Source organism: Roseobacter phycocola, assembly GCF_042055075.2.
GTDB lineage: Bacteria > Pseudomonadota > Alphaproteobacteria > Rhodobacterales > Rhodobacteraceae > Roseobacter.
On record NZ_CP194010.1, the window covers coordinates 3949544 to 3960936 of the forward strand.

The 11393-nt window shown below is 59.2% G+C and carries 16 protein-coding genes and 1 tRNA gene; 4 read left to right on the forward strand and 13 right to left on the reverse strand.

Going from position 1 to position 11393, the window contains the following annotated elements:
* Window positions 1-134: 134 nt before the first annotated feature.
* On the reverse strand, window positions 135-941 hold the full coding sequence (radC, locus tag AB4K19_RS19485) for a RadC family protein (protein WP_375229889.1): 807 nt from the start codon (window positions 939-941) through the stop codon (window positions 135-137).
* A 192-nt stretch (window positions 942-1133) separates the two neighbouring features.
* Here radC and AB4K19_RS19490 point away from each other — a divergent pair, with 192 nt between their 5' ends.
* The 3 genes from AB4K19_RS19490 (at window position 1134) to AB4K19_RS19500 (ending at window position 2024) form a co-directional block, all read left to right on the forward strand.
* The gene (locus AB4K19_RS19490; RefSeq protein ID WP_436398600.1) at window positions 1134-1445 is read left to right on the forward strand and encodes an ETC complex I subunit; all 312 of its coding nucleotides are present in this window, start codon (window positions 1134-1136) and stop codon (window positions 1443-1445) included.
* Window positions 1446-1456: 11 nt separating this feature from the next.
* Complete coding sequence (locus tag AB4K19_RS19495) at window positions 1457-1906, forward strand: GNAT family N-acetyltransferase (protein ID WP_375229890.1); 450 nt, start codon at window positions 1457-1459, stop codon at window positions 1904-1906.
* Between the two features lie 41 nt (window positions 1907-1947).
* A tRNA-Arg gene (locus AB4K19_RS19500) sits at window positions 1948-2024 on the forward strand.
* An 83-nt stretch (window positions 2025-2107) separates the two neighbouring features.
* On the opposite strand, the gene AB4K19_RS19505 is transcribed toward AB4K19_RS19500, so the two are convergent.
* The 4 genes from AB4K19_RS19505 to AB4K19_RS19520 all read right to left on the reverse strand — a co-directional run bounded on the left by AB4K19_RS19505 (window position 2108) and on the right by AB4K19_RS19520 (window position 4440).
* The gene (locus AB4K19_RS19505) at window positions 2108-3112 is read right to left on the reverse strand and encodes a tyrosine-type recombinase/integrase (protein WP_436398602.1); all 1005 of its coding nucleotides are present in this window, start codon (window positions 3110-3112) and stop codon (window positions 2108-2110) included.
* Entirely contained in the window at window positions 3109-3300 is a 192-nt protein-coding gene (locus AB4K19_RS19510) for a hypothetical protein (RefSeq protein ID WP_375229892.1), read from the reverse strand. The genes AB4K19_RS19505 and AB4K19_RS19510 overlap by 4 nt, the downstream gene beginning before the upstream one ends.
* Complete coding sequence (locus AB4K19_RS19515) at window positions 3300-3989, reverse strand: hypothetical protein (RefSeq protein WP_375229893.1); 690 nt, start codon at window positions 3987-3989, stop codon at window positions 3300-3302. Before AB4K19_RS19515 ends, AB4K19_RS19510 begins: the two co-directional genes overlap by 1 nt.
* 70 nt (window positions 3990-4059) lie before the next feature.
* Window positions 4060-4440 carry a hypothetical protein gene (locus AB4K19_RS19520; protein WP_436398605.1) on the reverse strand — a complete coding sequence of 127 codons (381 nt, stop codon included), beginning with the start codon at window positions 4438-4440 and terminating at the stop codon, window positions 4060-4062.
* 454 nt (window positions 4441-4894) lie between these two features.
* On the opposite strand from AB4K19_RS19520, the gene AB4K19_RS19525 reads away from it, so the two are divergent.
* On the forward strand, window positions 4895-5107 hold the full coding sequence (locus AB4K19_RS19525; RefSeq protein ID WP_375229895.1) for a hypothetical protein: 213 nt from the start codon (window positions 4895-4897) through the stop codon (window positions 5105-5107).
* Window positions 5108-5208: 101 nt separating this feature from the next.
* Here AB4K19_RS19525 and AB4K19_RS19530 read toward each other — a convergent pair whose 3' ends face one another.
* Genes AB4K19_RS19530 through AB4K19_RS19565 form a run of 8 tightly spaced genes read right to left on the reverse strand, consistent with a single transcriptional unit; the run spans window position 5209 to window position 11198 of the window.
* Entirely contained in the window at window positions 5209-5472 is a 264-nt protein-coding gene (locus AB4K19_RS19530; RefSeq protein ID WP_375229896.1) for a spike base protein, RCAP_Rcc01079 family, read from the reverse strand.
* A complete protein-coding gene (locus AB4K19_RS19535) occupies window positions 5465-6532 on the reverse strand; it encodes a hypothetical protein (protein ID WP_375229897.1) in 1068 nt (355 codons plus the stop codon). The genes AB4K19_RS19530 and AB4K19_RS19535 overlap by 8 nt, the downstream gene beginning before the upstream one ends.
* A gap of 2 nt (window positions 6533-6534) precedes the next feature.
* On the reverse strand, window positions 6535-7092 hold the full coding sequence (locus tag AB4K19_RS19540) for a hypothetical protein (protein WP_375229898.1): 558 nt from the start codon (window positions 7090-7092) through the stop codon (window positions 6535-6537).
* On the reverse strand, window positions 7092-7694 hold the full coding sequence (locus tag AB4K19_RS19545) for an HK97 family phage prohead protease (protein WP_375229899.1): 603 nt from the start codon (window positions 7692-7694) through the stop codon (window positions 7092-7094). Before AB4K19_RS19545 ends, AB4K19_RS19540 begins: the two co-directional genes overlap by 1 nt.
* On the reverse strand, window positions 7694-8947 hold the full coding sequence (locus tag AB4K19_RS19550) for a phage major capsid protein (RefSeq protein ID WP_375229900.1): 1254 nt from the start codon (window positions 8945-8947) through the stop codon (window positions 7694-7696). Before AB4K19_RS19550 ends, AB4K19_RS19545 begins: the two co-directional genes overlap by 1 nt.
* A 3-nt stretch (window positions 8948-8950) precedes the next feature.
* Window positions 8951-9289 carry an HNH endonuclease gene (locus tag AB4K19_RS19555; protein ID WP_375229901.1) on the reverse strand — a complete coding sequence of 113 codons (339 nt, stop codon included), beginning with the start codon at window positions 9287-9289 and terminating at the stop codon, window positions 8951-8953.
* Complete coding sequence (locus AB4K19_RS19560) at window positions 9280-10794, reverse strand: terminase TerL endonuclease subunit (protein ID WP_436398609.1); 1515 nt, start codon at window positions 10792-10794, stop codon at window positions 9280-9282. Before AB4K19_RS19560 ends, AB4K19_RS19555 begins: the two co-directional genes overlap by 10 nt.
* Window positions 10791-11198: a hypothetical protein gene (locus tag AB4K19_RS19565; RefSeq protein ID WP_375229903.1), complete on the reverse strand. Its 408-nt coding sequence runs from the start codon at window positions 11196-11198 to the stop codon at window positions 10791-10793. Before AB4K19_RS19565 ends, AB4K19_RS19560 begins: the two co-directional genes overlap by 4 nt.
* Window positions 11199-11393 lie beyond the last annotated feature (195 nt).

Consider the following 11393-nt stretch of genomic DNA (forward strand, 5'->3'; position numbering starts at 1 on the left):
ATAGTCGCCCGAGGGGGGCCAGAGAGACCCCGTGAACGCTGCCCGGCTCCTCCTCCAGTGCGGGCGACGGAAATCAGCCTGTTGTTCCGGAGCCGGAGATCATCACAGCTGAAGGTGGTGACGTCGTCTGATGTTCAGGTCAGCAGCCCCAGTGACCGGAAGGACGCCTCGCTGTTTTTGCCGATGATCACATGGTCATGGACCCGCGCATCGATGGCCTCGCAGGCGCGCACAATCGCGTCGGTCATGGTGATGTCAGAATCGCTGGGTGAGGGGTCGCCGGAGGGGTGGTTGTGCACGAGGATCAGCGCAGCAGCGTTCAGTTCGAGGGCACGTTTCACAACTTCGCGCGGGTAGACGGGCACGTGGTTGATGGTGCCGCGCGCCTGTTCCTCGTCGGCGATCACAACGTTTTTGTTGTCCAGAAACAGAATGCGGAACTGTTCGGTGTCACGGTGCGCCATTGAGGTGCGGCAATAATCGATCAGGTCGTCCCAGCACGACAGGACGCAGCGCTGCAGCACGCGGGCCTGCGCCATACGCTGGGCAAATGCCTCGACGAGGCGCAGCTGGAAATACACCTTGCGGGTCGTGCCTTTGACCTGCAGCAGGCGGTGTTCCGAGGCGGCGACAACCCCGTTGAGATCGCCGAAAGTTTCCAGCAGTTTCTTGGCGAGCGGTTTGACGTCAATGCGTTCGATGGCATTGCACAGCAGCAGTTCGAGCAGTTCGTATTCGGGCATCGCGGCGTGCCCGCCGGACAGAAACCGTGTGCGCAGGCGTTGCCTGTGGCCGACATAGTGCGGAGAAGGGCCGCCGCCGCGGGTCGCAAACTCTCCGGGTTGCAGCGACCGCGTTTCAGCCCAGGCCGGGATGCGGCGGTCCAGATCCTCAAGCCCGCGCAGGGCTTCTTCGGAAAATCCATGCTTCTGATTGCTCACCTGGTACTCCTTCCTGCGTGCAGGCACCGAAAGATATTCCCTGGTCATGGTTAGCGAATGGTTAAAATTGTCAGGCCGGGCGCCCGATTTCATCAAACCGGGTAAAAGTTGAACAGGCAGGACAATTTGGCGTCTTGCCTGACGGGCCGAAATCTCTGATATACTGCCCTGAGCCAGTCCGGGAGCCAGAAGATGCGCGCACGAATCTACAAGCCTGCAAAAACCGCCATGTCGTCGGGCATGGCCAAGACCCACGCCTGGGTCCTTGAGTTCGCACCGGCCTCGTCGCGCGAGGTTGATCCGCTGATGGGCTGGACCTCTTCGGACGACATGCAGAGCCAGGTGCGCATGCGCTTCCGTACGAAGGAAGAAGCGGTGGAATATGCGCGGGACAACGGAATCGACGCTGATGTGCTGGAGCCGAAGAAACGCAGGCCCAACATCCGTCCCGGCGGATATGGCGAGAACTTTGCCACCAGCCGCCGCGGTGCCTGGACCCATTGACGCGGCCTGATGTGCTCCGCGTTGCAGCGCAGGACCCGGATGTTGCGGCGCTGCTGGAGCGGCATTTTCAGCTGATGCGGTCTCAGTCGCCCCCTGAAAGCTGCCATGTGCTGCCGGCAGATAACCTGGCCGACCCCGACATTACGCTGTTCGCGATCCGTGAAAAGGAGAATGCCGTTGCCATTGGTGCGCTGCGCCGGTTCGGTCAGGCTGATGGCGAGCTCAAATCGATGCACACAGCTGCGGAGCATCGCGGCCGGGGGCTGGCGCGTCACCTGTTGCAGGGGCTGATCCGTCACGCCGCGGGCGAGGGGGTCCGGTCCCTGTGGCTGGAAACCGGATCGGGCCCGGAACACGCGGCGGCACGGGGGCTTTATGCTGCTGAGGGCTTTACGCCCTGCCCACCCTTCGGTGATTACAGCGAGGACCCGCTGAGCATTTTCATGACCCGCCGGATCTGAGACTTGCACGCGGCGCGCACCTGCGGCATGTACGGGGCAGCGGTCCCTTAGCTCAACTGGATAGAGCAGCTGACTTCTAATCAGCAGGTTGAGGGTTCGAGTCCTTCAGGGATCGCCATATTAAACTCTCCACGATTTTTTCTCCTGTTTTACAGATGGTTAAAAAGGTGTGTCCCGGTTTTGGGTGGGCGTGTCCCATTTTCAGGCCTCCCCAACCAGTAACTTGACCATGCGCTCGCGGTCGGCTGCGCGTGTGTAGCGCTCAACTTCTGAGAGGCTCATGTGGCCGGCCATCGCCGCGATCTGATGGGTGGAGGCCCCATTTTCAGCCCAATAAATGCAGAATGCTTTGCGCAGTCCGTGGAGTCTGGCTTTCATTTCAGCTTCGGCGGCGGCATCCCGGAACATGTTGCCTAAGCCTGCGGCGGACATCTTCTTGCCGCGGGAGGACAGAATGAACGCTGGTGCGATGTCAGGTGTCCTATCGATCACCGCGCGCAATTCCGGTGAAAGCGGAACCCTTGCTTTGACATTACTCTTTTGCCTCACATAGACCAGCAGATCTCCTTCGAGGTTCTTTCGGCTAAGCTTAGCTAAGTCCACGCGAGCCGCTCCGGTATAGAGCGCGAGATCAAATATCAGCCTTTCGCGGGTTCCAACCGGCCAACGGTTCTGGAAGGAAGCTATGTCTTCAGCATCCGCTACCGCAAACCCTTTCGTTTTCGGCCTGTCGAGCTCGATACCAGAAAGAGGATTTTTGGGTAAAAAACCGAGGCGCTTGACGTGTTCAAAGACCGGTTTCAATGCTTTGTAGTCATTGACCGCGCCGAAACCGCCCTTAGCGTAAAGCGCTCTTTCGATCGCCTCACTTGTTATTGTCTTAAGCGGCCTATCACCTTGTGTCTTGCGGTACCGGGCAAAGATGGCCAGTCGGTTACTCTTGGTGGTTTCCGAGTATGTCTGCCATTTTTTTTCGCCTGAGGTGTAGAGATCGACAGCCCAGGAAAATGTTCCAGCAGACGGGGTATCAGTCCCTTTGGGCATGTCCTGCCAGCGGGCGTGCTCAGCGGCCCATGCGGCCAGCACCTTGGGGTCGGTCGGGTGAAGGCCATGAACACCCAGAGAGCGCTCTACATCTCCGCGCCGGTAGGTGTGGAACCACCGGCCCCGGCGCAGCTTGGAACGAAGATAAGGCAATTTTTTCATGGCGCATCACCAGAGAAGGGCTGGCCTTCCCATTCACTGACCGCGCTGTCTCGCTCGGGGTAGTCAAATGTCACTCCGTCCGGTCCCACGCCCTTGATCCGGACACCAGGGCACAGATCACGGGCGACACGATACGCCTCCTCGATCTGGCGCTTAGTCGGCATTGAAGGGGAGCGGGGGCTCGGCATTATTTTTCCCCCTTTGCCCGTTCAATGCGCTCAAGGTGCTTGTTCCATCCATCACAGGCCTCAGCTACGCTTGATAACGCGTCGTAGGCATCGTCTGGAAATTCAGGGAAATCATCCTCTGTAAGTTCGATCTCGAGTGCATCAGCGGCCTTGATGACCTTGCGCGCTGCAAGCGATGCGTTGGCCATTATTATGCGCCCAAGTGCATAGTCCGGATTTTCAATCTCTACCTTGCGGATATCGGGGCCGTTCTCACCGTCGAAAATTTCAGTCCGATCTAAAAGGCCCAAGGTTTCTGCGGTATTTTCGCCAATCCCTTGCATCATTCTGGGGATGCCCCAGACCGAACCTGCGAGAAACTCTTGGCTCATGGTGTACTCGTCACGGCTCCCATAGGCGATAGACCCTATTGCTACCCAAGTGTCTTCATCCGGAATCTCGCGAGTCAGGGGATACGCGTCCAGCCAATGGGTCGTCAGCGCTACTCTGAGAGCAATAACGGCGCTTTCAATTTCACATCCACCGTTGTCGATCAGGTCAAGCATGAGCCGCATGAGGAATGCATCGTTCAGTGAATACTGACCCCAGCCCTCTTCTTTCTTAGAAAAGGGAACCTGGCCTCGCGTCAGCATTGTATCGAACCGACGCGGCTCAATATCAACCACAACACAGAAAGCTTTACGTCTCATTTGGAAAATCCTTCACTTGACGAAATTTACACCCGACAAGGAAATACGTCAAGCGAAGGAAAATAAGAATTTAAACTTTTTTGATCTGTCGATACGCTTCGATTTCCGCCGTGACGCCCTGCATCACGTCATCAATGTCAGCACCGGTTTGCGTTACCAACTTGAGGCCAGCGGTCAGTAGAGTCTTTTCGTGGTCGTCAAACTTGCCCAGCAGTTCGGCCCACTTTTCCACCTCAGGGGTGATCCGGTACTTTTCTCGATAGACGGCCAGCGGCCCGCAGACTCTGCCAGACGTGAACCAATCAAGGCTCAGACCCTCGCGTCCGCAGAACTCGATAAGTTCATCGGTCATCAACAGCGAGTCGGGTTCATCTTCGTCATAGGACAGCGGTGGAGGTGTCAGCTCAAAGTGAGCGCAGAACCATGCCAAACGCCCATCAGGCGTGGTCATGTCCGCGTCGTCCTCGCGGTAGACTGTGTAGCTGAGACCGGGTGTTTCGACGTGCGTAGGTTTGGGATGTGTCATTTGGTTTCTCACAGTTTGGCTTGTCACGGCCGTATCAGCGGCGGGCTGACACCGGGGCGTTGACAACTTCCTGTGAGAGAAGCCGAACGTATTTACCTAGCGGCTATTGTATTTCGTTCGCACCCCGGCAATATACCAGTGTACGTTCCGCCGCCAAGCGGTCACGTCAGTTCGCTGCCATCCGCGCCAACGGATGAAACCCTAGTCAGGTGTTGCAGCTATCACAGTCCGGGTTGTCACGCCCGCCGATACTGTGCCTGAAATCCGTTTGTTATGGAAGCCCCCCTTTCAGGGGTTTTGTCTCGGTTGACGGCCGCCACGAAAGACACCACCATTACACGGCAAGTTAGTAACTAATTAGTATTGGAAGGACAGGCAAGTGGCTGATCAAACAGTGAAAATTACAAATCTTGATGAAAACACCAAATCGAGTACGGCTTACCGAATGGCAGTGATGCTGTGGCAAGGTGTCAATGACGGGTACAATCCAAGAAGTGCAGAGGAAATCACAAAGTTTCTGAAGCTCGTGGATAATTGTAGCCAAAGCCTTCAGGGGTTTGACCGAGAATACGATGCTTCCGAATTTCTCTGAGATCTGGTGAAAATGACCCCGCCCGCCACAAAGGAGACGAAAGGCGGGCAGGGTCTGAGAGGGCTCTTTGGCGACAGGACAAAGATCGCCTGAGGCCCTCCCTAGTACATCCCGATAATGCCTGTTGCTGTGGTGCCAGTGCTGAAAACGCGCGAGACGCGAACGGGAATCATCTGTCCGGCTTTCAGCGATACAAACGTGGCCTGCGATCCATCCTTTGCCCGCACCGCGAGATCGCCGCCGCCGCCCACATAGAGTGCCCGCGTCACCTGTGCCAGATCTTCGCTGTCAGAGGGTGTCACTGCCTCAAGGCCTTCGCAGGGGCTTTCAAGAGACGGTTTAATATTCTCGAATTGGTCAGCCATTCTCGGCTCCTTTTCTGTCAATGTCGATGAACTTCAGAGCTATTGCCGGGTCGATCCCTGCCTCTTGTGCGGCTGCAAGCGCCTGCACTAAACCCATGGCCGCGCGGGCACGTCCGCCAGCGTCGAAGGCTTGCAAGGGCCGCATCACGTCCAGCGTGACCGTCGATCCCAGCTTTTCACTGGCCTCTTGGGCTATCATGCCGGCCACAGGTTGGAGGCACCATTGGGCGAGGTGCCGTTGACACTCGCGCACCATTGGCCCGGTGGTAGCTATATTGCTCAGACCGGGCAGGACGCCATAAACCATTTCTATGGACGACTTGGCCGATGCCAGCGTTTCCTTGGTCATGGTCTTGGAAAGGTCGGGCCCCACGTCTGAGGGCTTGAGGTCCGTCTGAGGCGCCGGACCACCCGCCGCCGTCACATTGACCGACTCCCGCACCAGAACCTTGCCCCGGAACCCACGGAACCCACGGGCGAGGTCGCTCATGTCTTGGTCCGGGGCCTCAGGGAACGGGATAACCGACGATCCCAAGGGCGCGTTTGCGTAGACCTCTGACAGAGCCGTCTCAAGCGTCTGCAGAAGTCCAGCCGTCAATCGCGCCCGCCGCAGTGGCGATTGCCCGACATAGGGCATACCCATATCAGAGCCGACGCGCAGGTGCAGCACCTCACCCGCCAAGACGGTCATGGTGCGCCCGCCCGCCGTGTCAGGGATGCCGACGCGGTAAGCCGTAGGCCGCGAATTACGGGTGGTCAAATCCCAATCAGAACACGGCAACAGCCCGTCTTCCTCGACCACAAACACCGCCTCGCCCCGCAGGGCCAGAGCGCGGGCCGCAAGCCCCAGCATGGCCGGGGTCAGCATGTCCGTGCCTTCCACATCGGCGAGGCTCAAGCCCCCTTCCCAGAGGCTTACGCAGCCTTGGACGGTGCCGGTGAGCTCGGCAATGCCGTCAACGCCAGTAATGTAGTCGGCGCGGGCCTGCATCACCTGCGTTGTGTAGCCGGTACCACTGGATCGGGTTTCGATCTTCTCTTTGCGTTTGAATGGCCACATGATTACGCCCTCCGATAAGGGCGCAGCAAATCAGCCGCACCGCTCAGTTCCAAAGCCCGCGCCGCCCACATACGCGAGCGGTCATAGCTTTCCTGAATTTCGCCACCGATATTGACCGAATGCGCATGGTGTGACGCATGGCCGCTCATCATGCCGTCTTTGGCTATCTCAACAGAGTATTCCGCGAGCCGCCGATAGGCTTCTGAGACAGGCGCAGGTAAATCGCCACCGCCCACTTGAGCGGTGATGCGAAAGTGACCGCATGAGGTCAGAAACAGGCCCAAAGGACCGTCCCGCAGGTTGTCGACCATCCAAGCGCCGTCCTCCCATTTCTCTGCTGTGTGGGACAGAATGGGCTTGAGCGGCGGTTTCCAGCCTTGTCCTTCAAAGCCTTCAATGATCCATATCACTTGCCGCTCAGTGAAGCGGTGCGCGGTGTAGCTTTCGATCCGTGCCCAAATCGCGCCAGCGTCCAGCCCGGCCGCCTTTTCTGACAGGCCTGAGGGCACAGTCGGGTAGCTGGCCGGGGTCGCCTCGTCTTCTTGCAACAGGTCCACCATCACCGCCACCTCGCGCTTACATGTTGCCGAGGTTTGGGCAGGATCAGCGGCCCCTTGTCGCGTTCCTCGATTTCGGTTTCGTCATAGGCGGGCCGCGTCACCGCCGAGAGTTCAAACAACACCGCCGCCGAGATGATCCGAATAAGGGCGTTGCCCTCAGACGGATCTTCCTCGATTGTTTCTTCTGCATCCGGCACCGCCTCGGGTGGCGGGATACGGAAACCGGGCGAGATGCCGATAATCAGCCCCGCCGCAAAACCCGCTAGGAAGTCTTGCACCCAAGAGGCGCGCTGGATTTCCACCGTAAGGATTGCATCGAATATCAAAGCCTCAGGCGTATCGGTCAGCATAAGTGTTCCGTTTTTCCGGCTGGCCAGCGGGTGATCGAAACTGTGCCCCAAGAGGAAATGGATTTCCCGGTCAGGATCATCCACCGCGAACGAAAACGCCCCCGGTGCAAATTGCTCTTTGCGGGGGCGGCGTCCATTGCCGCCCGCCGACAGGACCGCGCGCTTGCCGTAAGGAAAGCGCCCGCGCAAACGGCGGGTGCCATCCCCTTCACGGCGAAGCTCAAGCCCCTTGAAAATGGCACCCTTGTCCATCACTGCACCCCGGTCAGGATTTCAAGCTGGACCCCGCGGGCCACAGTCACGTCCATGGTGGTCAGCGCAGTCAGGCGCAGTTGGCCAGATTTGGCGTCCGAATACGGATCACGGATGACGTCCACAGCGCCCCACATGCCACAGAACACCGGTGCCACACCGTTGGTGTTGGTGGTCAGCAGGGCACTGGATGCGACCGGTGAGCCAGAGGGGGCCGCGATCCCATTTGTTGTCAACTGGACATTTCCGATCTTGGCGACAAGGCGGTCCCATTCGGAGATCGATGTGCCGCTGATCAGGCTATCATCCATTTCATCGTAGATTTCCGGCCGGAGCAGAAGATTGACGGCACCGGGACCGCTCGCAGCGTTGGCTGTCATGAAGCGCACCGCAGCCTCCCGAAAAATTGCATAGTTTGCGGCTGCGTCGATTGCGGTTTCTGTGATCCCGTAGGTGGACGCACCGGGGAAGATCCCCAGAGGCTCACCGCTGGACCCACTGCCCAAGAAAATCGCCCGGTCGGTCTCTTGCTGGATTGCCGCACTCATATCGCGCCGCACCGCTTGCTCAAGCCCTTGGCCCGCCTGTTTCAGGGCCTTGCGGGTGATCTTCATTTGAACGCCTAGCGTGTGGTCGGGCGTCATCGGGCGATCAACCGTGGTGTAAGCCTGAGGCCCCGGCACTTCGCCCGTCTCAGACCCGGCCCAGCCCGGTTGCGCGCCGCCCGTGGCCACGGGGTATTCGATCTCGCCCACGCCCACATTGATCATCCGACACCCCATTTGGGTGGCACTGGAATTGGCAAAGAGCCTCTCAATCGTCGGCATGGTGCGCACGGGGTCGGGAACGCCGCCCGCAAGAGTTTCGCCGGCACGTGTTTCCAGAGCTTCAAGCGGGACCGGGATACCTTGGAAGCCGCCCGCGTTGCGCAGCTCCTCCACCATCTCAGCCGTGGCCCCGTCCAGCTTGCGACCCTCATCCAAGGCCAGCGCGACTTGGCGCACCTCGAATTTCCCGGCCATCTCTGCCCATTCTTTGTCAGAGCGGGTTTCGAGTTCGGCCCCGGCCTCGCGCCGCTCATCATCTTCCGCGATAAGCGCCGCACGGTAGCGGGTTTCGTTGGTCCGATATTCCTTGTCCAAGTCATCCATGGACCGAGTTTCGTCCTCAGACGGTTCAGGCTTGGCTGCCAGTTCCGCAAGTTGCTGGCGGATTTCCGACTGGCGGCGGGTGATCTTCACTGAATCAAGCATGATCTATCCTTTCTGCTCGATAGGGTTTTGCTGCATCTGGCGCAGCAGATTGCGCCATTGCTGGCGTTTGGGAGGGAGCGCCTTGTGCCCCACCTCAATTCGGGTTTTCCGGGCGTGACACCGCCCGCATAAGATCTGTAAATTCGACAAGACATAGGCGAGGTCAGGCCTGTCCCGGACCGGCTCGATGTGGTCACACTCAAGCCCACGGCGCGCGCCGCACTGGACGCACTGCCATCCATCCCGCTCAAGCGCCTGCTTCCGCAGGTATTTCCAGCGTTGGGATTTGATCACGCGCGACGAATGGCGCTGATAATCGCGGCGTTTCTTGCTCAGCCCCATGCGATACGTCCTCCCTTGTGAGCGGGCCTGCCCATGATCCGCGCGCCCTCTGCCACGGCCAGGACGGCCGCACATGCCGCGTCGATCCGACCCATAGACCGGCCTTTGACGATTTTGGAATTACCCGCCGGGTCGATAAATACCGCCGCCTCACCAATAGCGTGGCGCAACAACATGCTTTCCGAAACGTGCAGTTTGCCGTCGAAGACGTAGCGGCGGAACCGCTCCACGTCCTCAGACCCATCTTTGAACCCCATGCCGCGCCACACCACAGGGGCACGGTTGCCGATCTCAAGGAGGGCGTCAGACAGTTGGCCCTCTTTGAAGCGGTCCGCAACGATGGACGCGACTTGCTCACCCTCAACATGGCCGATCACCCGGCGCAGCCATTGCGTGGGTTGCACCGTCTTTTGGCCCATCAAGGCCAGTTCCTTGCGCTTGTGCATTTGGCTGTAGAGGTCGCCCACCGCGTCCGCCTGCCCACGGGCCTCAAGCGTCGGCACCGTGCCGAACGCGCCCCACGCCTCAAGCCGCCCCGTCTCAGGCCAGAGATAGGCGGCGGCGCTCATCGAAGCCGTTTCGCCAAGGTCCAGCCCGATCACCACTTGCCCTTGCCGGGGTGGCAAGTCTTGGGTTTCACATTGCAGCCATTCGTTGAGGTCCAGAAGCGCGTCCCGGTTGTCCTCTGCCACCCGCTCATTGCGCGACAACAGGCGAAACCTGGACAGGGCAGACCCGCCCCGCGCCAAGGCCAGCGCCGCGTCTTCTTTGAGCCGCGTCATGGTGGGGCCGATCCCATGCTTGGAACCGGGGTTGGCAATCAGCAGACTGTCCAGGTCGTCCACCGGCAAGTTGGGGGTGGGACGGTGCTCTTGCCGGTAGACGCCCGGTGCATCCCGATCCAGCCAAAGACTGAAAGGATGCATATCGTTCGGCGCAGAGGTGGAGATAATCAGCGCCTTGCCGTCACGCTTGGACAGGCCCGTAAGCAACGCGGCTTCCAATTCGTCGCCAGCCGCCAAGGGCCAGTGGCCCCGCTCATCCAAGACGGCCAGCGTGGGGCTGGACCCAAGGGCAGACTTACCGTCCGCCGAGATTGCCTTGAGGATATGAGGCCCGTTGTGGTCGTCATACTGTATTTCAAACCGGGGCTGGCGGCGGATCGTGATATTCGCCTGCACGTCCTCAGGCAGGGTGCCAATGAAAGATGCGGTGTAGTTCCAAGCAATCTTGGCTTGATCCTGTGTCCGGGCTGCAATGATGATTTCCCGCTCAGCCGCGTCAGACCATGCCCCCACCAATTCACCAGCGCAGAGCATGGCCGAGATTGCCGACTTGCCGTTGCCGCGCCCCACGCTCAGAACGCCCACGTTCACTCCGTCCGCAAATGCGCCGTCGATGAATCGGTTTTGATACGGCGCCAGTTTGATCGACCGGCCAGCCAAGCGGCCAGTAGGCACCGAAAGGGATCGACAGAAACGTTTCACCAGTGTGGAGGCTTTCATAATGCCCCCCTTTGCTTAGCAATCTTGCGGAGAATCTCGGGCCATTCCATCAGGGCCCGTTGCATGAAAAACCGGCCGGGGCGGTTTATCGTCCTTCCGCCCGAGACCGTTTGTGTGAAGCCACCTTCGACACCAACTGCGTAGGGTGCAGTCCAACCAACGGTTATTGTATCTCCGGTTTTCGCACTCCGAATAGCCGCCTCATACGCGTCTCTACCTTCACCAACTCGCTTGCCATTAAGTTCAACGACCAGCGAATTCTTGAGACGCCCAGTGACTTCTGGGACGCCATCTTGAGCCACCGTGGTGACCTCCACCACGGATTCGAGGAGGACTTCGTGCAAAAGCCTTTTCTGTTGATCTGACCACTTGCGTATTTCTGATGCCTTAATCTTAGCCATCATCAAGCCCTCCCGCTGTGTGTGGAAGGAAAGGCCCGACCCCCGACCCCCTACCCAGATAGTCCCCGGGCATTGGGACCAGATCAGCCAAGCCCTTAAGCAGGGTTGCATCGCATCGGTCGAAACGGGCTTGTTCGCACCAGTGCATCAGTGCGGGTAGCCTTAGCGTATTGCCCCCCTTAGGGGGCAAAGCTACTG

Excerpts from the sequence above, each read along its gene's own strand:
- AB4K19_RS19510 (WP_375229892.1), bottom strand. The coding sequence starts at position 3,300 with ATGCCGAGCCCCCGCTCCCCTTCAATGCCGACTAAGCGCCAGATCGAG.
- AB4K19_RS19530 (WP_375229896.1), bottom strand. The coding sequence starts at position 5,472 with ATGGCTGACCAATTCGAGAATATTAAACCGTCTCTTGAAAGCCCCTGC.
- AB4K19_RS19540 (WP_375229898.1), bottom strand. The coding sequence starts at position 7,092 with ATGGTGGACCTGTTGCAAGAAGACGAGGCGACCCCGGCCAGCTACCCG.
- AB4K19_RS19560 (WP_436398609.1), bottom strand. The coding sequence starts at position 10,794 with ATGAAAGCCTCCACACTGGTGAAACGTTTCTGTCGATCCCTTTCGGTG.
- AB4K19_RS19515 (WP_375229893.1), bottom strand. The coding sequence starts at position 3,989 with ATGAGACGTAAAGCTTTCTGTGTTGTGGTTGATATTGAGCCGCGTCGG.
- AB4K19_RS19535 (WP_375229897.1), bottom strand. The coding sequence starts at position 6,532 with ATGTGGCCATTCAAACGCAAAGAGAAGATCGAAACCCGATCCAGTGGT.
- AB4K19_RS19545 (WP_375229899.1), bottom strand. The coding sequence starts at position 7,694 with ATGGACAAGGGTGCCATTTTCAAGGGGCTTGAGCTTCGCCGTGAAGGG.
- AB4K19_RS19555 (WP_375229901.1), bottom strand. The coding sequence starts at position 9,289 with ATGGGGCTGAGCAAGAAACGCCGCGATTATCAGCGCCATTCGTCGCGC.
- AB4K19_RS19550 (WP_375229900.1), bottom strand. The coding sequence starts at position 8,947 with ATGCTTGATTCAGTGAAGATCACCCGCCGCCAGTCGGAAATCCGCCAG.
- AB4K19_RS19490 (WP_436398600.1), top strand. The coding sequence starts at position 1,134 with ATGCGCGCACGAATCTACAAGCCTGCAAAAACCGCCATGTCGTCGGGC.
- AB4K19_RS19505 (WP_436398602.1), bottom strand. The coding sequence starts at position 3,112 with ATGAAAAAATTGCCTTATCTTCGTTCCAAGCTGCGCCGGGGCCGGTGG.
- AB4K19_RS19565 (WP_375229903.1), bottom strand. The coding sequence starts at position 11,198 with ATGATGGCTAAGATTAAGGCATCAGAAATACGCAAGTGGTCAGATCAA.
- AB4K19_RS19520 (WP_436398605.1), bottom strand. The coding sequence starts at position 4,440 with ATGACCACGCCTGATGGGCGTTTGGCATGGTTCTGCGCTCACTTTGAG.